Origin of the sequence: Actinomadura sp. 9N215 (assembly GCF_044326345.1) — a bacterium.
Lineage (GTDB): Bacteria > Actinomycetota > Actinomycetes > Streptosporangiales > Streptosporangiaceae > Spirillospora.
The window spans coordinates 94,441-118,341 of sequence record NZ_JBIRBA010000002.1 but is presented as its reverse complement, the minus strand read 5'-3'; the positions used below and the strand labels follow the sequence as shown (position 1 = coordinate 118,341).

Below are 23,901 nucleotides of genomic sequence, written 5' to 3'. Positions count from 1 at the left end.
CCCGCCGCGGTCGCGGAGTTGCCGGATCACTGTCGGGATCCACCGGCACCTGCCCATCGGCCGAAACCGGCACTTTGCAGGCAACCGCGTTGGGGACTAGTCTTTTCCAACTATTTTGGTTGGTTTTCTAGCAAATGGGGGTGGCGTGCTGCGAGCCGTCGTGCTGCGCGTGGGCGGGGTGCTCGCTCTGCTGGCGATCTGGTGGGGGGTCGCGGCCACGCACATCTGGTCAGAGGTCTTCGTCCCCTCGCCCGGGTCCGTGTGGCACCAGCTCGGCCAGACGTCCACCACCCACGACGGGCAGCGCGGTTACGCCGGCCATCTCCTCTACGAGCACCTGCTGGCCAGTCTGCGCCGGATCATGCTGGGCAGCCTCTACGGCGTGGGTGGCGGCGTCGTGCTGGGGCTGGCCATCGGCCTGGTCCCGACGGTGCGGGCGCTCCTCGGCCCGCTGGTGACCTTCGTCCGGACGCTGCCTCCGCTGGCGTACTTCAGCCTGCTGATCATCTGGTTCGGCATCGACGAGGCGGCGAAGGTCACGCTGCTGTTCGTGGCGGCGCTGCCGCCGGTCGCGGTGGCCACCGCCGAGGCCGTCCGCGGGGTGCACGAGGACTACGTCTTCGCCGCGCGTTCGCTCGGTGCGCGCAGGTGGCAGATTCCGCTGCGGATCGTCCTGCCCTCGATCCTTCCCGAGATCATCACGGGCGTCAGGGTCGCCGTCGGCGTCGCGTACACCACGGTCGTCGCCGCCGAGACCGTCAACGGCGTGCCCGGCATCGGCGGCATGATCCGCGACGCCCAGCGCTACAACCAGACCGACGTCGTGGTGCTCGGCCTGCTCACGATCGGCGCCTCCGGCCTGCTCATCGACGCCGCGCTCCAGCTCACCGAACGCCGCCTCGTCCCCTGGCGCGGCAAAGCCTGAACCCCGCACGAACAGGAAGGACCCATGAACAAGACCCTCGGCCCAGTACTCGCCGCGGCGCTCTGCCTCGGACTGGCCGCCTGCTCCTCCGGTACGGGGGCCGCCACCGCCGCCGGCGGCGGGACGAACTCCGACGGCACACCGAAGACGCTGCGCATCGGGTATCAGCTCATCCCCAACGGGGACCTGGTCGTCAAGGACCAGAAATGGCTGGAGAAGGCCCTGCCCGACACCAAGATCACCTGGTCGAAGTTCGACTCGGGCGGCGCCGTCAACACCGCGATGATCGCCGGGTCCATCGACATCGGCCTGGCCGGCTCCAGCCCCGTCACCACGGGGCTGTCGGCCCCGCTGAACATCAAGTACAAGGTGCCGTGGATCTTCGACGTGATCGGCGAGAACGAGGCCCTGGTCGCCCGGACCGCCACGAAGATCGCCGACCTCAGGGGCAAGAAGATCGCCGTACCGTTCTCCTCGACGTCGCACTACAGCCTGCTGACCGCACTGCGGGACGCCGGGCTGGACGAGTCGGACGTGAAGACCGTCGACCTGGAGCCACCGGACGTCCAAGCGGCATGGACCCGCGGCGACATCGACGCCGCGTACGTCTGGACGCCCGTGCTCTCACAGCTGAAGAAGACCGGCAAAGTCCTGATCACGAGCAAGGACCTCGCCGCCAAGGGAAAGGTCACCGCTGACCTCGCCGTGGTCCGCACGGCGTTCGCCGACGAACATCCCAAGGCGCTGACGATCTGGCTCCAGCAGGAGGACCGTGCGATCAAGCTGATCCGGAGCGACAGGGGAACGGCCGCGGCGGCGGTCGGCCGCCAGCTCAACCTGTCCCCGGCCGAGGCGGCCGAGCAGATCGGCGAGCTCGTCCTGCTGGACGGCGCGCAGCAGGCGAGCCCGCAGTACCTCGGCACGGCGGGCCGGCCGGGCGCGTTCGCGCAGAACCTGCTCAGCGCGGCCCAGTTCCTCAAGTCACAGAACAAGATCCCCTCCGTGCCCGATCTGACGGTCTTCCAGCAGGGTCTGGCCACCAAGGAACTCACCGATGCCTTCCCCGGATGACCGGCCCGCCCTGAACGGTCAGCGTTCCTCAGGCGGCGCGGCGGCCGCCGTCTCGCTGCGGGAGGTGTCCCTGACCTATGGCGGGAACCGGCGGCTCGGCGGGGTGTTCGGCGGCACGGACACGGTGGACGCCCTGCTCGGGATCGACGCCGACATCGCCGGCGGCGAGTTCGTGACGATCGTCGGCCCCTCCGGCTGCGGGAAGAGCACCCTGCTGCGCCTGGTCGCGGGCTTCGCCAGGCCGACCGGCGGCGAGGTCGCGGTGGCCGGGGAACCGGTCACCGGGCCCGGCCCCGACCGGGGCGTCGTGTTCCAGCAGCCCCGCCTCTTCCCGTGGCTCAACCTGCGGAGAAACGTGGAGTTCGGCCTGCGCATGACCGGTGCCCCCGCCGCCCGCCGCCGATCGCGGACCGCCGAACTGCTGGACCTCGTCGGCCTGTCGGAATCCGCCGCGCGCCTGCCGCACGAGCTCTCCGGGGGGATGCAACAGCGCGCGGCGATCGCCCGAGCCCTGGCCCCCGGCCCCCGCATCCTGCTCATGGACGAACCGTTCGCGGCCCTCGACGCCCTCACCCGCGAGCGCCTGCAAGAGGAACTGCGCCGGATCTGGCGGCGGACCGGCACCACCATCCTGTTCGTCACGCACAGCGTGGACGAGGCCGTGGTCCTCGGCACCCGGATCATCGCCCTCAGCAGGCGTCCCGGCCGGATCGTCCTGGACGAGACCTCCGCGCCGTCCGCCGAGGAGGACCCGCACGCCCACCCGGGCTTCCCCGCCCTGCGGGAGAAGATCGCGGCCACCGTACGCGCGGCCGCCGCCTGACCCCGTCAGACCGTCCACTTCGCGTAGAAAGGATCAACCGTGCGCTTCCACTGGTTCCTTCCCACCACCGGCGACGGGCGCGACGTCCGTACGGCGATCATGAGCACCGACGCGCACCGGTCGCCGGAACGGCCGGGCAGCGTGCGCTACCTGTCCCAGGTGGCGCGGGCCGCCGAGGACGCCGGGTTCGAGGCCGCCCTGACGCCCGTGGGCGCCGGATGCCCGGATCCTTGGATCGTCTGCGCGGCGGTCGCCCAGCACACCGACCGGCTGAAACTGCTGGTGGCCTTCCGGCCGGGATTCACGCTGCCCACCTTGCTGGCGCAGCAGGCCCAGGCGTTCCAGCAGATCTCCGGGGGGCGGTTGCTGCTCAACGTCGTCACCGGCGGGGACCCCGTCGAGCAGCGGGCGTACGGCGACTTCCTGGATCACGACGCCCGGTACCGCCGGACGGCCGAGTTCCTCCAAGTCCTGCGCCGCACGTGGAGCGGTGGCCCCTACGACTTCGACGGCGAGTACTACCGGGTCGAGAACGGCGGCCTGACCGACCCGCTCACGACCGTGCCGGAGATCTATTTCGGCGGCGCCTCCCCGGCCGCCGAGCGCGTCGCGGCCGATTCCGCGGACGTGGCGCTGATGTGGGGCGAGCCGCCCGCCGCCATCGCCGAGCGGGCCGCCCGGCTGCGCTCCCTGGCGTCCGCGCAGGGGCGCGAGCTGCGGCTGGGCATCCGGCTGCACGTGATCGCCCGGGACACTGCGGAGGAGGCGTGGGCCGAGGCCGGGCGCCTGCTGGCGGGCATGGACCCGGACCGGATCGAGGCCGCTCAGCGGCGTTTCGCACGGTTCGACTCGACGGGCCAGAACCGCATGACGGCCCTGCACGGCGGCGATACGCGGAGCCTGGAGGTCTCCCCCGGCCTGTGGGCCGGGGTCGGCCTGGTCCGCGAAGGCGCCGGGACGGCACTCGTCGGCGCCTACGGCGAGGTCGCCGAGCTGATCCGGGAGTACGCCGGGCTCGGGATCGAGGAGTTCGTCCTGTCCGGCTGGCCGCACCTGGAGGAGGCGTACCGGGTCGGCGAATACGTACTCCCCCGGCTCGCCGCAGTACCGGTCTGAGCGTCCGCGGTCGTCCGGCCGTCCGCGGTCGGCCCACAGGTTCGTGAAGTCCGTCAGCCGGCGACGCGGCAGGCGCCTGTCGGTGCGGTCATCGGATCGCCTCCGTGAATTCCAGCCACTTGCTGTCGGTGACGGCCATGACGGTGTGCGGGACACCGGTCGGATGGATCAGGGTCTGGCCGGGCCCGAGGTGTGTCGGCACACCGCCGGCCGTCCCGACGAGGGACCCGGTCAGCAGGTAGATGTGGCTGTCGTGCCGGTGCCGGTGCTCGGGCGAACGGACACCGGCCGGATAGAAGACCTCCCAGAGGGTCCCCTGTTCTCCACGCAACCGGAGCCGGACCAGGCCCCGCCCGCCGATCAGCGGAAGTCCCTCGACGTTGGTCAGCGGCTGCCATGAGCCGGTTTCCGTGCTGGTCATCACGCGTCCCTCACCACGATGAGCAGACCTTTCCAGGCGCCGGCTCGCCGGTGTCCGGGACGGCGTCTCGCTTTCCACGGTCAGCCTGCGATCGGTACGGCCGCGGAGCGCCAGCCCAAGGCGGGGGCTATCAGGGTGCGGGCGTCGTGCAGGATCTGCCGGTAGTCGTGCTCGCTGAACTCGTAGGGCAGTTCGAGGCGCAGTTCCGTCACTTCCGCCGCGGCGACGTCGGCGCGCAGCCGTTCGACGATCTCCTCGGACGGGCCGACGAGGTCGGGGGCGAAGCGGACGCGCTGCTCGCCGTGGACAGTGAGCGTGCGCTCGTGCCGGCTCGCCTCGTACTCGCGGTAGCGCTTGCGGGTCGCCGCGTCCGCGCCGTCGAACGGGACGATCACCCTGCCGAGCGCGATCCTGCCGGGGCGTCCGGGCGGCAGCAGGTCCCGGTACAGGGCGATCTGCTCACGCTGCTGCTCGGCGTGGGCGTCGGGGCCCTCGCCCTGGACGATGTTGCCGGTCAGCAGGTTCAGCCCGTTCCCGGCCGCCCAGCGGACCGAGCGCGGGCTGGTGCCGCCCAGCCAGGAACGGTCGAGGATGCCGGGGCTGTACGGCTGGAGCCGGGGACGTTGCACGGCGCCTGGGGAGTGGATGACGGTGTCGGGCCCGCCGAGGTACTCGCCGCGCAGGTTCTCCAGGACTCTGCCGATGCGCCCGTAGGACAGGTCGTACTCGCGCCAGTCACCGTCGTGGACGAGGTCCGCGAGCAGTTCGGCGTGTGGCATCCCGGTGCTGAATCCGGCCTGGAGCCGTCCCCGCGACAGGACGTCGACGGTCGTCAGGTCTTCGGCGAGGCGGAACGGGTTCTCGTAGCCGATCGGGATGACGCCGGTGCCGAGTTCGATCCGGCGGGTGCGCTGCGTGGCGGCGGACAGGAACACGGCGGCGGACGAGACGCCGTGTTCCAGGTGCCGCTGCCGGATCCAGGCGCCGTCGTAGCCTTCGGTCTCGCCGTACTCGAAGAGCCGGAGCGTCGCCTCCAGCCCGGAGTAGGGGTCGTCGTCGGCGTAGTTGCCCGGGGTGAGGAAGGACAGCGAGGTGATCTCGGGCATGTCAGGCGCGCTCGTGCGGGATCTTCTCGCCGGCCTCCACGGCCACCGGCAGCCGGTTCTCCGGCGGTGGCAGCGGGCAGGTCGCCAGGTCGGTGTAGGCGCAGGGCAGGTTGGTGGCCCGGTTGAAGTCGAGCGTGACCGTGCCGTCCGCGTCCGGGGACAGGTGCAGGGAGCGGTTCGCGGCGTAGGTGGTGACGCCGGACGTCGCGTCGGTGAACAGCACGACCAGGCTGCCCGGCTCGTGGCCGGGGAAAGCGGTGAGGGCCAGCGCGCGCCCCTCCAGGTTGAAGTGGACACGGCCGGGGGCGTCGTAGACGTGTTCGAGACCGTCCACGGCGGCGCCCACCGTGGTGGGGCGCGGCTCGTCGAGGGGGAAGTAACGGCCGGTCACCACCCACCGCGGGTCCGGCTCGTAGGCGGGCGTGCCGCGGAAGGACGTGCGCAGCGGGTTGTCGGGATGGCGGGGGCGGACGATGTCGTGCCCACCGCGCTTGGCCACCTCGATCACCGCGTCGCCCCAGCGGGCGAACACGCCGCCGCGTTCCGGGATGATGCCGAAGCGGTGTTCGCCGTGCACGGTCCGGCCGTCCACGACCAGTTCCTCGCCCTCGCCGAGGACGACGACGGGGCCGCCGGGGCCGGTGGTCCAGGCGCCGGGGGCGTCGGTGAAGGTCTGGGGCTCGGCGTTCAACCAGTGCAGTCCGGTGACGGCGAGAAAGCCGTGCTTGCCGGCCAGCCGTTCCTCCTTGGCGGCGTGCCATTCGCGCCATTGCTCGGCGAACGCGGCGGTCTCGGCGGACGCGGTGCTGTGAACGGTCATCGGAAATCCTCCATCGCCTGTGCCCGCCGCCCCGGGAGAGCATCCGGTAATACCTACCTAAAAAGTAGGAAATATCTCAACGCCGGTCAACGGCCCGTCCGTGGCCGTGCTCAGGGCCGGCCGCCGGTGGTGGACGTGAGTGAGATCGCCCGGGACGGGCAGAGCCGCTCGGCGCGATCGACGGCCTGCCGGTCGCCGTCCTCGGGTTCGGGCGTCAGGACGACGACCAGGCCGTCGTCCCCATTGTCGAAGACGCCGGGGGCGGTGATCGCGCAATGGCCGGCGCCGATGCAGCGGTCCCTGTCGGCGGACACCTTCATGCCGTTCCCTCCGTCACCACGTCACCGGAAGCTTGTGCAGACCCTGCATGGTCCCGCCGCGCCGCCAGGGGAGCTCGTCCACGGGCACGGCCAGACGCAGGCCGGGGACGCGGTCGAACAGGGTGGTGTAGGCGATCTCCAGTTCCAGCCGTGCCAGGTTCTGCCCGATGCACTGGTGGATGCCATAGCCGAACGTCAGGTGCTGGCGGGAGCCCCTGCCGACGTCGAAGACGTAGGGATCGTCGTAGACGGCGGCGTCCCGGTTCACCGTGGAGGACGAGACGATGATCCCCTCACCCGGCTTGATCACGACCCCGTCGATCTCTACCTCCTCGGTCGCCACCCGCACCCCGGACACGTCGGTGACCGACACCATGCGCAGCAGCTCGTCCACCGCGCGGGTGGTCTCCTCGCCGCCGCGGCGCAGCCGGGCGAGCTGGTCGGGGTGGTCCAGCAGGGTGACCACGCCCATCGCGATCATCTGGGAGGTGGTGTCGTGCCCGCCGACCAGCAGCGTCAGCGCGATGCGCAGCAGGTCCACGCGGGTGAGGTCACGCTCGTCCACCCGGGCGGCCAGGTCGCTGAGCAGCGTGCCGTCCGGGTCGCGCTCCTTGGCGGAGACGAGCCGTTCCAGGTAGTCCCACAGCGCCTGCCCCGCGGCCTCGGCGCCGGCCGGATCCTTGGCCTGGAGCAGGCCCGCGGTCCGCTCCTCGAAGAACTCGTGGTCGGCGTAGGGCACCCCGAGCAGGTCGGAGATCACCCTGGACGGGATCGGCAGCGCGTAGCTCTCCACCAGGTCGGAGGGCGGGCCCTCGCGCACCAGCGCGTCCGCCAGTTCCGCCGCCTCCCGCTCGACGGCCGCGCGCCTGGCGCGGACCCTGCGGAGGCTGAAGTAGGGCGCGAGCAGCCTGCGGTGGACGGTGTGCGTGGGCGGGTCGAACCCGATGAGCGCCAGCGGCTTGAAGATCGCCGCCTCGAACCGGGGAAGCACGACCGGGAAGTCCTCCCGTGCCCGGTCGGCCGACATGCGCGGGTCACTGAGCAGCGCCCGGGCCTGCGCGTGCCCGGTCACCAGCCATGCCGTGCTGCCGTTCCACAGCTCCACCCGGTTCAGGGCGCCCTTCTCGGCCTGTTCCTGGTATTCGGGTGACGGCTGGTAGGGACACGTGCGGTCCTGTGGATAGCGGAGCATCGCCTCTGGGCCGGCCATCTTGGACCTCCTCGCTGACTGGGCGATGAATCTCGGCACGAAAACCAAACATTCCGGCAATGGCGCTCCGGCGCGTCGGCCTCAGCCGTCGTCGACCGTGATCGCGCCCGCCGGGCACAGGTAGGCGGCCCGGCGCACCCGGGCGGCCAGACCCTCCGGCGGACGGTCGCTCAGCACCAGCACCAGGCCGTCCTCGTCCTGGTCGAACACCTCGTCCGCGGTGGCCATGCAACGTCCCGCGCTGATGCACCGCTCCGGGTCGGCCCGCACCCGCACGGCGGTCACCATTCGACCGGCAGGGACAGCACCCGCTGGACGGTCCCGGCCCCGAGGATCGGCAGGTCGTCGACCGGGCCGGCCAGCCGCAGCCCGGGCAGGCGGGTCAGCAGCTGGTGGAAGGCGATCTCCAGCTCCAGCCGTGCCAGGTTCTGCCCGAGGCACTGGTGGATGCCGAATCCGAAGGTGACGTGGTGGGTGTCGGCGCGCAGGATGTCGAACTCGTCCGGCCGCTCATGGACGCCGGGGTCGCGGTTGGCGAGCGTCCCGGACACCAGCACGCCCTCGCCCGCCTTGATGCGGTGGCCCGCGATCTCGATGTCGCCCTTGGCGACGCGGGTGGCGACGAGGTCGGTGGTGGCGATGTACCGCAGCAGTTCCTCGACCGTTCCGGGCAGCCGGTCGAGGTCCTCGCGGAGCCGGGCCAGCTGGCGGGGATGCTCCAGCAGCGTGATGACGCCGAGCGCCAGCGACGAGGACGTCGTCTCGTGCGCGGCGATCAGCAGCACCAGGGCGATGGACACGAGTTCCGCGTGGCCGATGTCGCCGGTCGCCACGCGCTCGCGGACCAGCGTGCCGAGCAGCGCGTCGTCCGGGGCCTTGATCTTCTGGGTGACCAGCCGGTCGATGTAGTCGACCAGATCCTGCGCGGCCCGGCCCGACTCCTCCTCGGTGCCCAGCATCACCTTGCCGCTGGCGTCCTGGAAGAAGTCGTGGTCCTCGTAGGGGACGCCCAGGTGGCGGCAGATCACCAGGGACGGCAGGGGCACGATCAGGGCCGGGACGAGGTCCGCCGGCGGCCCCTGCTCGACGATGGCGTCGAGGTACCCGGCGACGATCTCCTCGATGGCCGGGCGCATCCGGCGGACCGACTTGAGGCTGAAGTGGGGATTGAGGTACCGGCGGTAGATGTCGTGGTCCGGCGGGTCCATCGCGATGAGCGCGAGGCTGCGCGCGATCTGCGACCGGAACCTCGGCGCGACGATGGGAAACCCGGGATGGGTACGCTGCGAGGACAGGTTCGGGTGGGTGAGGACCTCCCGCGCCTCCCGGTAACCCGTGATCATCCACGCCTCGCGCCCGTCGTACAGGGTCACCTTGAGGACGGGTCCGGCCTCGCCGATCCGCTGATATCCGGGCGGGGGCTCGTAAGGGCAGGTGCGCTTCTGCGGGTACGGGGGAGCCGTCGCCATTCCGGCCTGAGTCATTTCGTCCATCCTGGGAAGACGCAATGGAACGCCGCCTATAGCAGGCGGCGACCGTCACACTAGACATCCGATTGCGCGAGAGACAACGCCACCTTTAGAACTGTTTTAGCCCTGTTCATACGCTGGGCCCGGCCATCCGTGCATGACATTGGCACTCGGACCTTGGCGCATTTAACACCGCGTCGGATATTCGGCGACCTGACGTCGCACGGCGCGCCGTGAGCGTCCTCACATGGCCGGCCCTGGAGGCGACAGGACCAGCCGGTCCTTGCTCAGGGAGTTGCCGCGTACGTACTTCCAGGCCGGGGTTCGTACGCACTTTCTCTGATGTGCGCGCGGCCGGGCGGCCTCAGAATTCCTTTGTCGATCGCCAAGGAGACGCGGACGACCGGTCCGCCGCCCCTGGTCCTGCCCGAGCAACCTTGTGCGCCTGAGGAGAGTCATGCAATACGAACTGCTCGGTCCGCTGCGCCTGGTCGAGTCCGAGTTCCGCGCCTTCAACACGCCGAAGGTGGAGACCCTGCTCGCGACGCTGCTGATACGCGCGAACCAACCGGTGTCCACAGACCATCTGATGCTCCAGCTGTGGGGGGATTCGCCGCCCCGCCGGTGCCGCGCGGCGCTGCACGTCTACGTGTCGCAGCTGCGCAAGGCCCTGGCGGGCCTCTCCGCCGGCGCGGTCGTCCGCACCCACGGGCAGGGCTACCGCCTGGAGGCCGACGAGGACTCCATCGACTCGGTGCGGCTGCGCCGGTTGCACGAGGAGGGACGGATGCTCCTCGACGACGACCCCGAGCGCGCGCTGGCGGCGTTCCAGGAGGCGGTCGGGCTCTTCCGCGGGCCGGTGCTCGCGGGCGTCGGCGACGGCCTGTTCATCGGCGCCTTCGTCCGGTGGGCGGAGGAGACCCGGCTGGAGTGCCGGGAGGCGGTCGCGCAGTGCTCGCTGCGGGTGGGCCGGCACCGCGAGCTGATCGGCGACCTGTCGGTGTGGGTGGACGAGAACCCGCTCAACGAGACGTTGCGGGAGCAGCTGATGCTGGCGTTGTTCCGGTCCGGCCGCCGCGCGGAGGCGCTTGAGGTGTTCCAGTCGGCGCGCCGCGCGCTGCGGGAGGAACTCGGCCTGGACCCGCGCGCCACGATGTACCGGCTCCAGGCCGCGATCCTCCGGGCGGACGCCGACGACTTCCGGGTGGCCAGCTGACCGCTGCGGGGCGCCGCACGACGTCCCCGGGTCGCCGCCGGCAGGTCCACCCGGAAGTCCCAGCGGGGAAGGCCACCTCCGTCAGCCCTCTTCGACCGTGGAGGCGGTCTCCCCCGCGTCCGCCGGGTCGTCCGGCGCGGTCCGCGGTGCGCCGTCCGCGCGGCGCCGCGCGCCCGGGCCGAACCAGAGCAGCAGCGCCAGCACGATCGACGCCGCGGTGACCAGCGCGGCCCAGCCGAACACCGCGGAGATGTTGTCGGCGGGCCCGCGCCCGTCGCGGGTGAAGGGAATCAGCAGCAGCCCGAGGCCGAGCGAGCCGCCGATGGTCAGCGCGGTCTGGAGCAGCCCCGCGGTCACCCCGGCGTACTCCGCGGGCGCCGTGGTCAGGATGATCATGTTGAACGGGATGATCGCCACTCCGACGCCCGCGCCCATCACCAGCAGCGGCGGGAGCACACCGGTCAGGTAGTCGCTGCCGCCGTCCAGCCGCGACAGCCACAGCACCCCGGCCAGCACCAGCACCAGCCCGGCCACCGCCCGCGCCTTCAGGTCGATCTTGGCCAGCCGCTTGGTGAGCCACTGCGTGGTGACCAGCAGGGCCAGGCCGAACGGCAGGATGCCGAGACCGCTCTCCAGCGCGTCCAGTTCCAGGACGCCCTGGAGGTACTGCACCAGGTAGATCAGGAAGCTGGTGAGCACCAGCGCCAGCAGCAGCAGGTTCAGGAACGCGGCGGCACGGTCGCGGTCGGCGAACACGGCGGCGGGCAACAGCGGTTCGGCGGCCCGGGAGTCGACCACGGGCAGCAGGAGCCACAGGATCGCCGAGGCGGCCAGCGGCGTGACGGTCCAGGTGTCGGCCCAGCCCGCCGTGGTGGCGTGCACCAGTCCGTACACGGCGAGGGTGAGCGCGCCGGTCACCACGGCGGCGCTGGGCAGGCCGAGCGGGCGGGAGCGGGTGGCCTCGTCCTTCAGGCCGATGGCGGTGACGGCGGCCGCGATGACGGCCAGTCCGACCGGGACGTTCACCAGCAGGCTCCATCGCCAGTCGCCGGCCCAGGTGAGCACGCCGCCCAGCACCATGCCCGCCGACGCGCCGAGGCCGGTGATGGTGGAGTACAGGCCGAACGCGCGCTGCTGGCGCGCGCCCTCGAACACGGTCGCCAGCAGGGCCAGCCCGGTCGGCCCGGCGAGCGCGGCGCCCGCGCCCTGCAGCGCGCGGCCGGTCAGCAGCAGGCCCAGGTTGGTGGCCAGCCCCGCGATCAGCGAGGCCACCACGATCAGCGCGACGCCCGCGACGAACACCCGGCGGTGCCCGAGCACGTCGCCCAGCCGTCCGGCCAGCAGCAGCAGGCCGCCGAAGGCCAGCAGGAAGGTGTTGGGGACCCACGATCCGGACGCGGCCGACAACCGCAGGTCGTCCTGGAGATCGGGCAGCGCGACGTTCACGATCGTGCCGTCCAGCTGCAGCATGAACTCGGCGCCCACGATGGCGACGAGGACCAGTCCCCACGCCTTGGAGGGACCCGGGCCGGCCCGCGTCCCATCGGTCTCGATGCCGGTGTCTGCGCTCATCGAACCTCCGCTCGTTCAGGACCGCTCGTTCGGGCGACTGGAGGCCGTCGACGGGCGGCGGGACGGCCGACCGGACGGCCGGAGGCGGCCGGGTAGTATGTCGAGGCAACCTCAGGTTGTCTCCGACAAGTTAACCTGAGGTAGCCTCAGGTAGTCAATGCGGAAGGGTGTGCCATGACCGACGATGTGCCGCACATCGCCCGGCGCCCCAAGCGGGCGGACGGAGCGCGCAACTACGACGCGATCCTGGCCGCCGCCCGCAAGGCGTTCGAGGACGCCGGCGCGCAGGCGTCGCTGGAGGAGATCGCGGGGCAGGCCGGGGTCGCGATCGGCACCCTCTACCGCCATTTCCCCACCCGCGCCTCACTGGTCGAGGCGGCCACCCGCGACGGCCTGGGCGACCTGGTCGCCCAGGCCGAGCGCCTGGCCGGGGCGCGCGATCCGCTGGACGCCCTGGTCGAGTGGATGCAGCAGGCGGTCCGGCACTTCAGCACCTTCCGCGGCCTGGTCGGCATCCTGGCGCAGAGCATGTACGACGAGGGCACCCCCTCGCACGAGATGTGCGGCGCCATGCACGAGAGCGGCACGACGCTGCTGCGCACCGCGCAGAAGGCCGGCCGGGTGCGCGCCGACCTGTCCCCCGACGAACTGTTCGACCTGCTCACCGGGGTGGCGTGGGTGCGCGAGACCTCACCCGCCGACCGCGACCACAGCGACCGCCTGCTGAGGCTCATACTCGAAGGACTCGCCATCGGGGTTGGCATATAGGACAATTCCTACTAATTTTGTAGAGATATGTGGAGGGCCCCGGGTATGCGACATTCCCTCACCTCTCCGTATGACAGCCCACACGACCCTCACCAGACCTCCGACCCCGCCGGCCCGAGCGACTGCGTCCGCACGGCCGAGCTGGCCGCCCTGCGCGAGCTGACCACCGCGCCCGGCGCGGCGGGCCGCCTGATCGCCGTGCTCGGCGAGCCGGGCTCAGGGAAGACCCACCTGCTGGCGGCGCTGGCGCAGAGCCGCCGGTGGACCGCCCTGCCCGCCACCGTGCACCAGTGCTCCCGGCACGGCCGGGAACGGGCCATCGACGCCGTCCGCGCGCTGCTGCGCGGAGCGCGGCGGGCCGGAGCCGCCCGGTCCGGCGACGCCGGTCCCGGCACGGTGACGAGCATGACGCACCGCGGCCGGCCCGACCGCGAACTCGTCGTGCTGGAGGACGTCCACCTGGCCGACGAGCGGACCATCGCCGAACTCGCCGACCTGGCCGCCGGGAACCCCGCGCCGCTGGTCGACGTGCTGGTGTCGCTGCGGCCCCGGCAGGCCCCCACCGAACTCATCGAGGCGATCACGCGCGGCGTCTCCTTCGGGCGCACGACCTCGCTGGAGCTGGCGCCGCTCACCGACGAGCAGACGATCGCGATGGGCCCGGTCTCGCCGTCCTACGAGGCGCGCCGCCGCGCCGGCGGCAACCCGTTCAACCTGCGCGCGCTGCAGGCGCTCGAGCAGAGCACCCGGACGGGCAACGACAGCGCCGTCGCCCCGTTCGAGTTCGCGGTCCTCAACGAGACCCGCGACCTGACGCTGAACGAGCGGTACGTGCTCCACGCGGCGGCGATCCTGCGCAGCCGGTTCGACGTGGAGCTGCTCGCCGAGATCGCCGGCCTCGACGCCGTGGTGGTGTCGGCGGTGATCCCCGGCCTGACCCGGCGCGACCTGGTCAGGGCGGAGACGGGCGAGTGCGTGTTCTCGATCCGCGACGAGGTCTTCGGCACCCTGCTGCGCCGCACGATCGACCCGTGCTGGGCGGCGCGGGCCCACAAGCGCGCCGTCCAGCGGCTGTCGGCCCGCGGCGTCGGCGCCACCCACCTCGGCTTCCACCTGCTCGGCTCGGTGTCGAAGGCGCGGGCCGACGAGCTCGTCCAGATCGTCGACGGCTCGTACGAGATCATGGAGACCGACGTCAGCGAGAGCGTCTCCTGGCTCACTCCGGTGATCGCCGAGGCCCCCGCGGCCACCCCGGCGGGCGACCGGGCCCGGCTCGCCCTCAGCACGGCGTTCGGCCGGATCGGGCGGATGCACGAGAGCCGCGACCTGCTGTTCGCCGTGCACGAGGCCGGCTGCACGGCCGCCCCGGCGGAGCTGGCCGAGCAGATCGCGTTCGTCTCCGTCGTGGAGGGCGTGCTCAGCGAGGACGTGCAGACGCTCGACATGCTCACCGAGTGGATCGCGAGGCCCGACCTCCGCGGCACCCCGGCGTGGGCGCGGCTGGTGTTCGCCCGCGGCCTGCGGGTGACGATGCTCGGGCGCACCTCCGAGGCCGACGAGGTGGCCGAGGCGCTGCGCGACGCCCTCGACCACGGCGACGCCCTCACCGGCGCCGGGCTGCTGGCCCTCCAGGCGCTGGACGCGACCGCGCTGCGGGATCTCGACCGCGCCGCCGCCCTGCTGGACGACATCGGCGAGCGCCTCGACCGGGCACCGGGTCACCAGGTCGCGCAGCGCCTGGAGAGCGTGCTGGTCACCGCGCTGGCCAACGACTACCTCGGCCGCTACACCGAGGCTCGCCAGCAGTTACGACGCGGAGTCGAGCTGGCCCGGCGCTCGCAGCGGGCCTACCTGCTGCCCACGCTGCTGGTGCTGCTGTCGGAGACCGAGCGCCAGCTCGGGCTGCTCTCGCACGCGCGCGACTCGGCCGACGCCGCCATCATCGAGGCGATCTCGGGCAACTCGCTGCGGCACGCACAGGCGGTGGCGCTGCGATCGGCGGCGGAGGTGTGGCTCCAGCCGCCGGGCAGCGGACGGGCCCGGGCGCTGGCCCAGCAGGCGCTCGCCCAGCAGTCGCCCACCCGCAACGTCAACGGCAGCGCCTGCGTGGCGGCCGTCGCCCTGGCCAAGTGCTCCTGGCTGGAGGGCGACCCGCACCACTGCGTCACCCTGCTGCTGAACGAGGGCAAGGGGCCGGGGCTGTGGTCGATTCCCGTGGCCATGCGGGGCGTCGCCTGGGAGCTGATGTGCGCGGCGGGCCTGGACGCCGGGCTGCCGCTGGACGAGTGGGCCGCCAGCAGCGAGGAGCACGCCCGGCTGTTCCCGCTGCCGCACCATCGGGCGTACGCCGATCTCACGCGCGGGCACCTGGCGCGCTCGCGGTCCATGCCGGCCGAGGCCCTGGAGTGCTACCGGGACGCCGCCGGCCGGTTCGGGTCGGTGGGCATGCAGATCGAGCAGTGCTACGCGCTCGGCCAGATGGCGCGCGCGCTGGGCGACCTCGGGCGCGTGGCGGAGGCGCACGGCGCCCGCAACCTCGCCGTCGACATCGCGCAGCGGCCGAAGGCGGAGACGATGCTCGACTGGCTGTCGCGCCGGGTGCCGGCCTCGTCCGCCGCCTCGTCGGCCCAGGCCGAGTCCGCGCCCGGCGGCGCCGCCGACGCCCGGTCGACGGTCCCGACGACGGCGGACATCGGTCAGCTGGAACGGTTCGGCCGTCTCACCAAGCGCGAACGCCAGATCGCGCTGCTGATCTGCTCGGGCATGAAGCGGCGCGAGATCGCCGACCGCCTCCGCATCAGCATGCGCACCGTGGACGTCCACCTGACGCGGATCTACCGCAAGGCGGGCGTCAACTCCCGGATGGAGCTGGCACTGACCATGGGGCCGGTGCGGGCCGTCGTCACCGGACGGCCGACGGAGACGGCGTAGCGCCTTTTAGAGGACTTTGAGAAGGCCGATCTAGTGTCGGCCTCGATGCGGCGCGCCCGCTTCCCGCCCTTTCCCTGCCTCACCCCGAGGAGAACGCCATGCCAGCGAGCACACTGCCGGACCGGTTCGCGCCGCTGCTCGACGCGGTGGGCGACCTGCTGCCGCTGGCGGCGGCGCCGCCGGACCCCACCTCCGACCGGGTCGGCGAGCTGGCCGGCGACGGGCGCTCGCTCATCCTGCACGACCTGACCGAGAAGGTGGTCGAGTACGAGTCCAACAACCCCGACCCCACCGGCGGGACGCCCACCGAGGAGGACTTCGCCACCGTGAGGCTGGAGATCTTCGGGCCGGGCGGCGAGCCCCTCGGCCACACCGCCGGCGCCGGGCGCATGCTCTACAGGCGTCCGGAGGACGGGCACTTCATCGCCTACTTCGGGGAGGAGATCCGGCTCCTGGACGGCAACGTGATCCGCGCGGGCGGGCTGGTCGACGACGCCCGGCTCACCGCGGGCGAGGCCGCCGGGTTCCCGGCCGTGGTCGTCGCCGGCCCGCTGCGCGGCGCGATCGGCTTCCGCCAGTTCCGCCCGGTCGGCGAGGCCCACGGCACCTACGAGTCGTCCATCGTGGTCTACCGGAACTGAGTGGTCTACCGGAAATGAGTCGTCCACCGGAAACGACGGGAGCGGCCCGATGACCCTGACCCGACTTCCTCCGCGCCGGATCGGCTCCCTGACCGTCGGCGCACAGGGCCTCGGCTGCCTGGGCATGTCGGAGTTCTACGGCGCGACCGACGACGCCGAGTCGGTCGCGACGATCCACCGGGCGCTGGAGCTGGGCGCGACCCTGCTGGACACCGCGGACGTGTACGGGCACGGCGCCAACGAGGAGCTGATCGGCCGGGCCCTGGCGGGACGGCGCGACCAGGCCGTGGTGGCGACCAAGTTCGGCGTGGTCCGGCCGGACTCCGGTGTCGGCACGGGCATCCGCGGCGACGCCGAACACGTCCGCCGCGCCTGCGAGGCGTCCCTGCGGCGGCTCGGCACGGAGCACATCGACCTGTTCTACCTGACCCGCCTCGACCCGCGGGTGCCCGTCGAGGAGACGGTCGGCGCGATGGCCGAGCTGGTCAGGGCCGGGAAGATCCGCGAGGTCGGGCTGTGCGAGGTCGGTCCGGGGACGCTGCGCCGCGCCGCCGCGGTGCACCCGGTGGCGGCGTTGCAGACCGAGTGGTCGCTGTGGTCGCGCGACGTCGAGCCCGGCATCGTCGCCGCCTGCCGCGAGCTGGACGTGGCGCTGGTGCCGTACGCGCCGCTGGGCCGGGGCTTCCTGAGCGGCGCGATCCGCTCGCGGGACGGGCTGGACGAGGGCGACTTCCGCAGGTTCGGGCTGCCCCGGTTCACCGCGGAGAACCTGACCCGCAACGTGCCCCTGGCCGACCGCCTCGGCAAGCTCGCCGACGAGCTGCGGGTGACCTCCGCGCAGCTGGCGCTGGCCTGGCTGCACCACCAGGGCCCGGACGTGGTGCCCATCCCGGGGACCAGGCGCCGCACCCACCTGGAGGAGAACGTCGACGCGGCGTTCCTGCACCTGACCCGCGCCGACCTGGCGGCGGCGGGCGCGGCGGTGCCGCCGGAGCAGGTGCACGGCGCGCGGTGGAACGAGCAGAGCATGCGCTACATCGAGAACTGAGGAACCGCTTCCAGCAGCGTCTTGGTGTAGGGGTGCCGGGGACGGTCGAAGACGTCCTCCATCGTCCCGCTCTCCACCACCCGGCCGTCCTTCATGACGACGACCCGATGGCTCAGCCTGCGCACCACCCCGAGGTCGTGGGAGATGAACAGGTAGGCCGCGCCGGTGCGCCGCTGGACGTCCAGCAGCACCTCCAGCACCTGCGCCTGGATGGAGGCGTCCAGCGCGGACACCGGTTCGTCGCAGACGATCACGTCGGGCGACGCCGCGAGGGCGCGGGCGATGGCCAGCCGCTGGCGCTGCCCGCCCGACAGCTCACGGCCCCGCCGGTCGAGCACGTCCTCGCCGAGCCCGACGTCGGCCAGCAGGTCGCGCACCCGCGCGAGCCGCTCGCCCCTGGGCGTGCGCACCGCGCGCAGCGGCTCCTCCAGGACGCGCCGCGCGGTGTAACCGGGGTCGAACGACGCGAGCGGATCCTGGTAGATCATCTGGATGCGGCGGCGCTCCCGGCGGCGGTCGCCGCCGCGCAGGTCGCGCCAGAACCGCCCGTCCAGCTGGACCGCGCCGGCGTCGGGCCCGACATGCCCCATCAGCAGCCGCCCGACGGTCGTCTTTCCCGACCCGGACTCGCCGACGACGCCGAGCGTCTCGCCGGGCCGCACCTCCAGCGACACGGCGTCGACGGCGGTGAGCACCTGCCTGCCGGGCCGCCGGTAGCGTTTCACCAGTTTCGCTGCGCGCAGTACCGGCGCGGCGGCGGCGTCCACCGGCGGGAGTTCGCCGGGCCCGGCGCCGACGGCCTCGACCAGGCTCCGCGTGTAGGGGTGCGCGGGCGCGGTCAGCACACGGCGGGCGGGCCCGTCCTCCACGAACCGGCCGTCCTTCATCACGTACACATGGTCGGCGATCTCCGCGACCACGCCGAGGTCATGGCTGATCAGCAGCACCGCGGTGCCGTCGGCCGTGCGGGCCTTCAGCAGGTCGAGCACCTGGCGCTGGACGGTGGCGTCCAGCGCCGTGGTCGGCTCGTCGGCGATCAGCAGGGCGGGGCGGCCGGCCAGCGCCGAGGCGATCAGGGCGCGCTGCCGCAGCCCGCCCGAGAGCTCGTGCGGGTACTGCCGGGCGCGGACCCGCGGCTCGGGCACGCCCACCGCATCGAGCAGCCGCTCCACCTCGGCGTCGAGCTCGCGGGCGGGCACGACGCGGTGCTCGCGCAGCACCTCGGCCACCTCGGCGCCGACGTGCCGCAGCGGGTCCAGCGAGCCGAGCGCGTCCTGGAGCACGAGGCCGGCCCGCCGGCCGCGCAGCGCCCGCCAGTCCCGCCTGGTGAAGGCGCGCAGGTCGCGGCCGCCGAAGGCGAGTTCGTCCGCGCGCACCACGGCGTCGTCGCCCGCCAGCCCGACGAGGGCGCGAGCGGTGACGCTCTTGCCCGAGCCCGACTCGCCGACGATCGCCACCACCGAGCCGGGGGCGATCTCCATCGAGACGTCCCGGACGGCCGCGACGCGGCGCCGCGTCCCCTCGAACGTCACGCTCAGGTTCCGGACGGAGACCAGCGGTGCGGCGGCGCCGTCCGGCACTGCGGCATCCCGCGCCGCTTGTGATCTCACCGCGTGCTCCCGTCGCCCCGCCGCTGCAAATGCTGTCCCACGGCCGTGACGGCCAGGACCGACGCCGTGATCGCGGCGCCGGGGAAGGCGGCGGGCCACCAGGCGACGCCCAGCAGCTCACGGCTGCCCGCCAGCATCGCCCCCCACTCGGCGGTGGGCGGCTGCGGGCCGAGCCCGACGAAGCTCAGCGACGAGCCCGCCACGATCATCGCGCCGAGGGTCACCGTGCCGAGCGCCAGCACCGGGCCCACCGCGTTGGGCACCACATGCCGGACGATCACCTGGACGCGGGTCCAGCCGAACCCGTGCGCGGCCTCCACGTACGCCGACCCGCGCAAGGTGATCACCTCGGCCCGCACCACCCGGGCGAAACCGGGCAGCGTGATCACCGCGAGCCCCACGGTGGCGCTGCCGGACCCGGGCCCGAGCACCGCCACTACCAGGAACACCAGCAGCAGGCCTGGCACCGACAGGATCACGTCGAGGGACCGGGCGAGGAGCTGGTCGACCAGCCGTCCGAACTGCGCGGCGACGACGCCGACCACGATCCCGCCGGCGAGCGCCAGCGCGACGGCGGTGGTGCCGATCAGCAGCGACGGCCGTGCCCCGTAGACGATCCGGGCGTACAGGTCCCGGCCGTTCTGGTCGGTGCCCAGCCAGTGCCCGGGGCCGGGCGGGCGGAGGGTGGCCTCCAGGACGGCGGCGTTCGGGTCGGCCCCGGTGAACAGGCCGGGGAACGCCACCATGGCCGCCAGCAGGATGAGCACGGCCAGGCCCAGCCGGAAGCCGGCGGTCGCGCGCCGCCCGGGGCGCCGCCCGCGGGCGCCGTCCGGTCCCGCGGGCACGCCGATCGTGGGGGCGGGCGTCTTCCCGTCCGGGTGGTAGGTCACGGTCACCTCCGGGTGTCGCGGGTGCGCGGGTCGATGAGCAGGCCGAGCAGGTCCACCGCGACGGTCACCACCACGAAGACCAGCGCGGCGAGCAGCACCACGGCGGTCACCACCGGCATGTCCCGGTTCTGCACCGCCGACAGCACCAGCCGGCCGACGCCCTGCCGGGAGAACACGATCTCGATGACGACCGCGCCGCCGATGAGGGAGCCGGCGATCCAGCCGAGCACCGTCGTGGCGGGGATGAGCGCGTGCCGCAGGACGTGCCGCACGCGCAGCGCGATCTCGCCGACGCCCCGCGACCGCGCCGTCACCACGAACGGCTCGTCCAGCGCGCGCAGCAGCCCTTCGCGCAGGACCCGCGTCACCAGGGCGGTCGGCGCCGCGGCCAGCGCGAGGGTGGGCAGCACCAGGCCCGCCGGGCCGGACGAGCCGATGGCCGGGAACCAGCCCAGCCCGAAGGAGAACACGGTCAGCAGCAGCAGGCCCAGCCAGAACGGCGGCAGGGCGACCACCAGGGCCTCGGCGGCGGCGAACGCCGAGCGCACCCATCTGTTGCGCCCCGCGCTGACCACCGCGAGCGGCACGGCCAGCACCACCGTCGTGACCATGGTGGCGGCCAGCAGCAGGCCGGTGGCGGGCAACTGGGAGCCGATCACGTCCCACACCGGGCGCCGCAGCACGTACGAGTCGCCGAAGTCGCCGCGCAGCGTCCGGCCGAGGTAGGCGAGGTACTGCGTGGTCAGCGGGTCGTCGAGCCGGTACTCGGCGCTGATCCGCGCGCGGACCTGGGGCCCGACCGTCGAGCGGGCGAGCAGCACGTCGGCGGTGCCGCCCGGCATCACGTGCAGCAGCAGGAACGTCGCGGTGACCGCGCCCCACAGCACCGCCGCCGACGCCGCGACCCGCTCGGCCGCCAGGCGCGCCGACCGGAGGCCGCGGCGGCGGGGGGCGGACGGCGCGGCCTCCGCACCGTGGTCCGCGGCCTCCGCACCGTGGTCCGCGGCGTCCGTTCCGTGGTCCGCCTTCAGGAGGTCAGCCATGCGCCGTAGAAGTCGGGGGTCCCGTCGGCGTTGAAGCCGACCTCCTTGACCCGCTCGCCGCCCGCCAGCGTCGACAGCGGCGAGTAGATCGGGAACACCGCGGCGTCGTCGGTCACGAGCCGCTGCACTTCGCCGTAGACGCGGAACCCCGTGGCCTGGTCGCCCGCCTTCATCGCCCGGTCGAAGGCGGCCTCCGCGGCGGGGCTGTCGTAGCGCGAGATGTTGTTGGCGACGCCCCGTCCGGCGGTGGGGATGTTGGCCTTGCCGAACATCACCCGCAGCACCTCGGGTCCCGGCTGGGAGAAGCTGGTGTCGAGCAGGTCGTAGTCGCCGGCGAGGAGCCGTTTGACGTAGGTGCCCCCGTCGACGTTGCGCTCGACGATCTCGATGCCCAGCCGCTTGGCGGCCGACTGCGCCTGCGCGGCCAGGTCGGCGATGGAGCCGTCGGACCACAGGTGCAGCAGCGTCAGCCGCTTGCCGTCCTTGGTGCGGTAGCCGGCCGCGTCGCGTCCGGTCCACCCGGCCTGGTCGAGCAGGCGGGCCGCGCCGGCCGGGTCGTGGGCGTACGCGGCGGCGGGCGGCGCGAGATAGCCCGGTGTGGTCGAGGACAGCACGCCGCGGGCCGGTTCGTTGACGCCGAAGTACACGTTCTTGACGATCTGCGCCCAGTCGATGCCGGCGCGCAGCGCCTTGCGGACGTTCGGGTCGGTGAGCGGCCCCTTGGCGGTGTTGGGCCAGTAGCTGAAGTTGACGCCGGGATACGCCCGCGACCGCACCGTGAACCCGGGGGTCTTCTTGAGCCGGCGCACGTCGAGGGGCGACAGGTCGGTGACCGCGTCCACCTGGCCGCTGGTGAGCGCCCCGAGCCGGGACGGCCCGTCGGGCACGGTCCGCACCTCGATGCGGTCGAGCCGCGCGGGCCCGCTGTGCCGCGCGGACTTCGGGGCCCAGGCGTAGCGGGGGTTCCGGACGTAGTCGATGCCCTTCTGCGGCACCAGACCGGCGTCGCTGCGGTACGGGCCGGTGCCGACGATCTTGGCGCACAGCGCGGACGGCGAGCCCTTGAGGGTGCGGGGCGCGAGCATGCCCAGGTTGGGCAGCGCCAGCGCGCCGAGGAACCCCGAGTCGGGGGTCTTCAGCTTGACCTCGACGGTGTGGGCGCCGACCGCGCGGGACGAGTCGTACGCGGCGATCAGGCTGGAGGCCAGCAGCGACTTGGTCGCGGGGGCCACGACGTGGTCGAGGTTGGCGACGACCGCCGCCGCGTCGAACCTCTCGCCGTCGGTGAAGGCGACGTCCTGGCGAAGGTCGAAGGTGTAGGTCCGCCGGTCCTTGGAGATCGTCCACCGGGCCGCGAGCCAGGGGTGCAGGCCACCGCGGGCGTCCTGGTGGACGAGGGAGTCCACCAGGGGACGGGTGAGCAGCCGGGCCGCCTCGGTGGGGCTCTGGTGCGGGTCCAGGCATTCGGGTTCACGCTCGACGGCCAGCCGCAGCGCGCCGCCGTCGCGCGGCGGCCCGGCCGCCCCGGTGCCGCCCGCCTGCGCCGAACAGGCGGCGCCCGCCGCCAGCAGCGTCGCGCCGATGGCCGCCCTGGCGGCCGGTTTCCTCATTCGATACCTCGGCCCGCTGTGCATCCTCATCCTTCGTCGCTCGGCTCGGCAGGATCGATCGGCTGCGTTGACCGGGAGCACCGATCGGGGCTGGCGGTGCCAGCGTGCACGGCGGCGCTAAAAATCCCTTGAAAGTGCCACCGGCGCGCGGTCCGGAGCGCGGTTCAGAGCGAGGAGACGATCTTGGCGGTGAGCTCGTACGACCGGACCCTGGCCTCGTGGTCGGGCACCTGCGTCAGGACGAACAGCTCGTCGGCGCGGGTGGCCTCCACCAGGGCGCCGAGTGCGGGGGCGATGCGGTCGGGCGTGCCGACGAACTGCGGTTCGATCCGCTCCCGCAGGAACCGTTCCTCGGCGGCGGTGAAGGTGTGCGCCGCGGTCTCCTCCGCGGTGGGCAGCACGGTCTGCGGGTCGGTGGTGCGCATGAGGATCTGCCCGTAGACGAACGACCGGGCCAGCGACTGCGCGCGGTCGTCGGCGTCGGCGGCGACGACGATCACGGCGACGCAGCCGTGCGGCTCGGACCGGTGCGCCGAGGGCCGGAACTCGCGCCGGTACACCTCCAGCGCCTCCGCCGCGCCGCCGCCGACGATGGAGTGCGCGTAGACGTAGGGAAGCCCGAGACCGGCCGCGAACGCGGCGCTGCCGGCGCTGGAACCGACCAGCCAGAACTCCGGCGGCCTGGCCGGCTCGGGGACGGCGCGCACGTCGCGGCGCCGCCCGTCGAAGTAGCTGCCGAGTTCGGCGAGCTGGGCGGCGAAGTCCTGGCGGAGCGGGTCGCCCATGCGCGAGGACGCCGAGACCGGCCCGCCGCCGCCCCGGCCGAGGCCTAGGTCCACCCGGTCGGGGTAGAGGCTGGCGAGCACGCCGAACTGCTCGGCGACGACCAGCGGGGAGTGGTTGGGCAGCAGCACCGCCCCCGAGCCCACCCGGATCGTCCGGGTCGCCTCCAGGACGGGCCCGGCCAGCACCGCCGGGCTGGAGGTCGCGAGCGCGGGTGTGCTGTGGTGCTCGGCGACCCAGAAGCGCCGGTAGCCGAACGCCTCCACCGCCTTCGCGAGATCGATGGTGCGCCGCAGCGCGTCACCGGCCGTGTCGCCGCGCCAGACCGGCACCGTGTCGTGCACCGAGACCGTGAGTGCTTCGGCCATGCCCGCAATCCTCCCAACCCGCGTCCTCATCCTGAGGCAGCCTCATGTTGCCGCCGCCAGTTAAGTCGAGGTCGCCTCAGTCTGTCAACGGGCGGCGGCCGCCGTCGCGGGCTGTCGCGCCCTCCCCCGGCTCTTCGCTC

At 72.9% G+C, this 23,901-nt stretch carries 22 protein-coding genes; 9 read left to right on the top strand and 13 right to left on the bottom strand.

The annotated features are described in order from the left end of the window. Window positions 1–145: 145 nt before the first annotated feature. Genes ACH34T_RS03280 through ACH34T_RS03265 form a run of 4 tightly spaced genes read left to right on the top strand, consistent with a single transcriptional unit; the run spans window position 146 to window position 3,935 of the window. Entirely contained in the window at window positions 146–925 is a 780-nt protein-coding gene (locus ACH34T_RS03280) for an ABC transporter permease (RefSeq protein WP_395990428.1), read from the top strand. Window positions 926–949: 24 nt separating this feature from the next. Continuing rightward, entirely contained in the window at window positions 950–1,996 is a 1,047-nt protein-coding gene (locus tag ACH34T_RS03275) for an ABC transporter substrate-binding protein (protein ID WP_395990427.1), read from the top strand. After that, window positions 1,980–2,819: an ABC transporter ATP-binding protein gene (locus ACH34T_RS03270; RefSeq protein ID WP_395990426.1), complete on the top strand. Its 840-nt coding sequence runs from the start codon at window positions 1,980–1,982 to the stop codon at window positions 2,817–2,819. The genes ACH34T_RS03275 and ACH34T_RS03270 overlap by 17 nt, the downstream gene beginning before the upstream one ends. 39 nt (window positions 2,820–2,858) lie before the next feature. Further along, complete coding sequence (locus ACH34T_RS03265) at window positions 2,859–3,935, top strand: LLM class flavin-dependent oxidoreductase (protein ID WP_395990425.1); 1,077 nt, start codon at window positions 2,859–2,861, stop codon at window positions 3,933–3,935. Between the two features lie 88 nt (window positions 3,936–4,023). Here ACH34T_RS03265 and ACH34T_RS03260 read toward each other — a convergent pair whose 3' ends face one another. The 7 genes from ACH34T_RS03260 to ACH34T_RS03230 all read right to left on the bottom strand — a co-directional run bounded on the left by ACH34T_RS03260 (window position 4,024) and on the right by ACH34T_RS03230 (window position 9,296). Beyond that, window positions 4,024–4,356: a cupin domain-containing protein gene (locus tag ACH34T_RS03260; protein WP_395990424.1), complete on the bottom strand. Its 333-nt coding sequence runs from the start codon at window positions 4,354–4,356 to the stop codon at window positions 4,024–4,026. Between the two features lie 80 nt (window positions 4,357–4,436). Further along, a complete protein-coding gene (locus tag ACH34T_RS03255; protein WP_395990423.1) occupies window positions 4,437–5,462 on the bottom strand; it encodes an LLM class flavin-dependent oxidoreductase in 1,026 nt (341 codons plus the stop codon). 1 nt (window position 5,463) lies between these two features. After that, entirely contained in the window at window positions 5,464–6,282 is an 819-nt protein-coding gene (locus ACH34T_RS03250; RefSeq protein WP_395990422.1) for a DUF1684 domain-containing protein, read from the bottom strand. Between the two features lie 110 nt (window positions 6,283–6,392). Then, window positions 6,393–6,602 (bottom strand): ferredoxin, encoded by a 210-nt coding sequence (locus ACH34T_RS03245; protein WP_395990421.1) that lies wholly within the window; start codon window positions 6,600–6,602, stop codon window positions 6,393–6,395. 13 nt (window positions 6,603–6,615) lie between these two features. Continuing rightward, window positions 6,616–7,812: a cytochrome P450 gene (locus ACH34T_RS03240; RefSeq protein ID WP_395990420.1), complete on the bottom strand. Its 1,197-nt coding sequence runs from the start codon at window positions 7,810–7,812 to the stop codon at window positions 6,616–6,618. An 81-nt stretch (window positions 7,813–7,893) separates the two neighbouring features. Next, window positions 7,894–8,088 (bottom strand): ferredoxin, encoded by a 195-nt coding sequence (locus ACH34T_RS03235; RefSeq protein ID WP_395990419.1) that lies wholly within the window; start codon window positions 8,086–8,088, stop codon window positions 7,894–7,896. A gap of 5 nt (window positions 8,089–8,093) precedes the next feature. Next, window positions 8,094–9,296 carry a cytochrome P450 gene (locus tag ACH34T_RS03230; RefSeq protein WP_395990418.1) on the bottom strand — a complete coding sequence of 401 codons (1,203 nt, stop codon included), beginning with the start codon at window positions 9,294–9,296 and terminating at the stop codon, window positions 8,094–8,096. Between the two features lie 442 nt (window positions 9,297–9,738). On the opposite strand from ACH34T_RS03230, the gene ACH34T_RS03225 reads away from it, so the two are divergent. Then, window positions 9,739–10,497: a BTAD domain-containing putative transcriptional regulator gene (locus tag ACH34T_RS03225; RefSeq protein WP_395990417.1), complete on the top strand. Its 759-nt coding sequence runs from the start codon at window positions 9,739–9,741 to the stop codon at window positions 10,495–10,497. Window positions 10,498–10,578: 81 nt separating this feature from the next. On the opposite strand, the gene ACH34T_RS03220 is transcribed toward ACH34T_RS03225, so the two are convergent. Then, window positions 10,579–12,069: an MFS transporter gene (locus ACH34T_RS03220; protein ID WP_395990416.1), complete on the bottom strand. Its 1,491-nt coding sequence runs from the start codon at window positions 12,067–12,069 to the stop codon at window positions 10,579–10,581. Window positions 12,070–12,243: 174 nt separating this feature from the next. On the opposite strand from ACH34T_RS03220, the gene ACH34T_RS03215 reads away from it, so the two are divergent. From ACH34T_RS03215 to ACH34T_RS03200, 4 genes are all read left to right on the top strand, one after another. Continuing rightward, window positions 12,244–12,837 carry a TetR/AcrR family transcriptional regulator gene (locus tag ACH34T_RS03215; RefSeq protein WP_395990415.1) on the top strand — a complete coding sequence of 198 codons (594 nt, stop codon included), beginning with the start codon at window positions 12,244–12,246 and terminating at the stop codon, window positions 12,835–12,837. A gap of 45 nt (window positions 12,838–12,882) precedes the next feature. Beyond that, entirely contained in the window at window positions 12,883–15,768 is a 2,886-nt protein-coding gene (locus ACH34T_RS03210; protein WP_395990414.1) for a LuxR C-terminal-related transcriptional regulator, read from the top strand. Between the two features lie 98 nt (window positions 15,769–15,866). After that, window positions 15,867–16,409, top strand: coding sequence for a hypothetical protein (locus ACH34T_RS03205; RefSeq protein ID WP_395990413.1), 543 nt, complete (start codon window positions 15,867–15,869; stop codon window positions 16,407–16,409). Between the two features lie 49 nt (window positions 16,410–16,458). Then, complete coding sequence (locus ACH34T_RS03200; RefSeq protein ID WP_395990412.1) at window positions 16,459–17,457, top strand: aldo/keto reductase; 999 nt, start codon at window positions 16,459–16,461, stop codon at window positions 17,455–17,457. Here ACH34T_RS03200 and ACH34T_RS03195 read toward each other — a convergent pair. From ACH34T_RS03195 to ACH34T_RS03175, 5 genes are all read right to left on the bottom strand, one after another. Continuing rightward, window positions 17,442–19,067, bottom strand: coding sequence for a dipeptide ABC transporter ATP-binding protein (locus tag ACH34T_RS03195; RefSeq protein WP_395990411.1), 1,626 nt, complete (start codon window positions 19,065–19,067; stop codon window positions 17,442–17,444). The genes ACH34T_RS03200 and ACH34T_RS03195 overlap by 16 nt on opposite strands. Continuing rightward, the gene (locus ACH34T_RS03190; protein ID WP_395990410.1) at window positions 19,064–19,957 is read right to left on the bottom strand and encodes an ABC transporter permease; all 894 of its coding nucleotides are present in this window, start codon (window positions 19,955–19,957) and stop codon (window positions 19,064–19,066) included. Before ACH34T_RS03190 ends, ACH34T_RS03195 begins: the two co-directional genes overlap by 4 nt. A gap of 2 nt (window positions 19,958–19,959) precedes the next feature. After that, window positions 19,960–21,000 (bottom strand): ABC transporter permease, encoded by a 1,041-nt coding sequence (locus tag ACH34T_RS03185; protein ID WP_395990409.1) that lies wholly within the window; start codon window positions 20,998–21,000, stop codon window positions 19,960–19,962. Then, a complete protein-coding gene (locus ACH34T_RS03180; RefSeq protein ID WP_395990408.1) occupies window positions 20,985–22,610 on the bottom strand; it encodes an ABC transporter substrate-binding protein in 1,626 nt (541 codons plus the stop codon). Before ACH34T_RS03180 ends, ACH34T_RS03185 begins: the two co-directional genes overlap by 16 nt. A 164-nt stretch (window positions 22,611–22,774) precedes the next feature. Then, window positions 22,775–23,761 (bottom strand): MsnO8 family LLM class oxidoreductase, encoded by a 987-nt coding sequence (locus ACH34T_RS03175; RefSeq protein WP_395990407.1) that lies wholly within the window; start codon window positions 23,759–23,761, stop codon window positions 22,775–22,777. Between the last annotated feature and the right edge of the window lie 140 nt (window positions 23,762–23,901).

What these genes read in the sequence shown, in the direction of transcription:
- ACH34T_RS03205 (WP_395990413.1), top strand. Translation starts at nt 15,867, where the DNA reads ATGCCAGCGAGCACACTGCCGGACCGGTTCGCGCCGCTGCTCGACGCG.
- ACH34T_RS03210 (WP_395990414.1), top strand. Translation starts at nt 12,883, where the DNA reads ATGCGACATTCCCTCACCTCTCCGTATGACAGCCCACACGACCCTCAC.
- ACH34T_RS03260 (WP_395990424.1), bottom strand. Translation starts at nt 4,356, where the DNA reads ATGACCAGCACGGAAACCGGCTCATGGCAGCCGCTGACCAACGTCGAG.
- ACH34T_RS03185 (WP_395990409.1), bottom strand. Translation starts at nt 21,000, where the DNA reads ATGGCTGACCTCCTGAAGGCGGACCACGGAACGGACGCCGCGGACCAC.
- ACH34T_RS03225 (WP_395990417.1), top strand. Translation starts at nt 9,739, where the DNA reads ATGCAATACGAACTGCTCGGTCCGCTGCGCCTGGTCGAGTCCGAGTTC.
- ACH34T_RS03275 (WP_395990427.1), top strand. Translation starts at nt 950, where the DNA reads ATGAACAAGACCCTCGGCCCAGTACTCGCCGCGGCGCTCTGCCTCGGA.
- ACH34T_RS03180 (WP_395990408.1), bottom strand. Translation starts at nt 22,610, where the DNA reads ATGAGGAAACCGGCCGCCAGGGCGGCCATCGGCGCGACGCTGCTGGCG.
- ACH34T_RS03240 (WP_395990420.1), bottom strand. Translation starts at nt 7,812, where the DNA reads ATGGCCGGCCCAGAGGCGATGCTCCGCTATCCACAGGACCGCACGTGT.
- ACH34T_RS03250 (WP_395990422.1), bottom strand. Translation starts at nt 6,282, where the DNA reads ATGACCGTTCACAGCACCGCGTCCGCCGAGACCGCCGCGTTCGCCGAG.
- ACH34T_RS03245 (WP_395990421.1), bottom strand. Translation starts at nt 6,602, where the DNA reads ATGAAGGTGTCCGCCGACAGGGACCGCTGCATCGGCGCCGGCCATTGC.
- ACH34T_RS03200 (WP_395990412.1), top strand. Translation starts at nt 16,459, where the DNA reads ATGACCCTGACCCGACTTCCTCCGCGCCGGATCGGCTCCCTGACCGTC.
- ACH34T_RS03270 (WP_395990426.1), top strand. Translation starts at nt 1,980, where the DNA reads ATGCCTTCCCCGGATGACCGGCCCGCCCTGAACGGTCAGCGTTCCTCA.
- ACH34T_RS03175 (WP_395990407.1), bottom strand. Translation starts at nt 23,761, where the DNA reads ATGGCCGAAGCACTCACGGTCTCGGTGCACGACACGGTGCCGGTCTGG.
- ACH34T_RS03215 (WP_395990415.1), top strand. Translation starts at nt 12,244, where the DNA reads ATGACCGACGATGTGCCGCACATCGCCCGGCGCCCCAAGCGGGCGGAC.
- ACH34T_RS03230 (WP_395990418.1), bottom strand. Translation starts at nt 9,296, where the DNA reads ATGACTCAGGCCGGAATGGCGACGGCTCCCCCGTACCCGCAGAAGCGC.
- ACH34T_RS03220 (WP_395990416.1), bottom strand. Translation starts at nt 12,069, where the DNA reads ATGAGCGCAGACACCGGCATCGAGACCGATGGGACGCGGGCCGGCCCG.
- ACH34T_RS03255 (WP_395990423.1), bottom strand. Translation starts at nt 5,462, where the DNA reads ATGCCCGAGATCACCTCGCTGTCCTTCCTCACCCCGGGCAACTACGCC.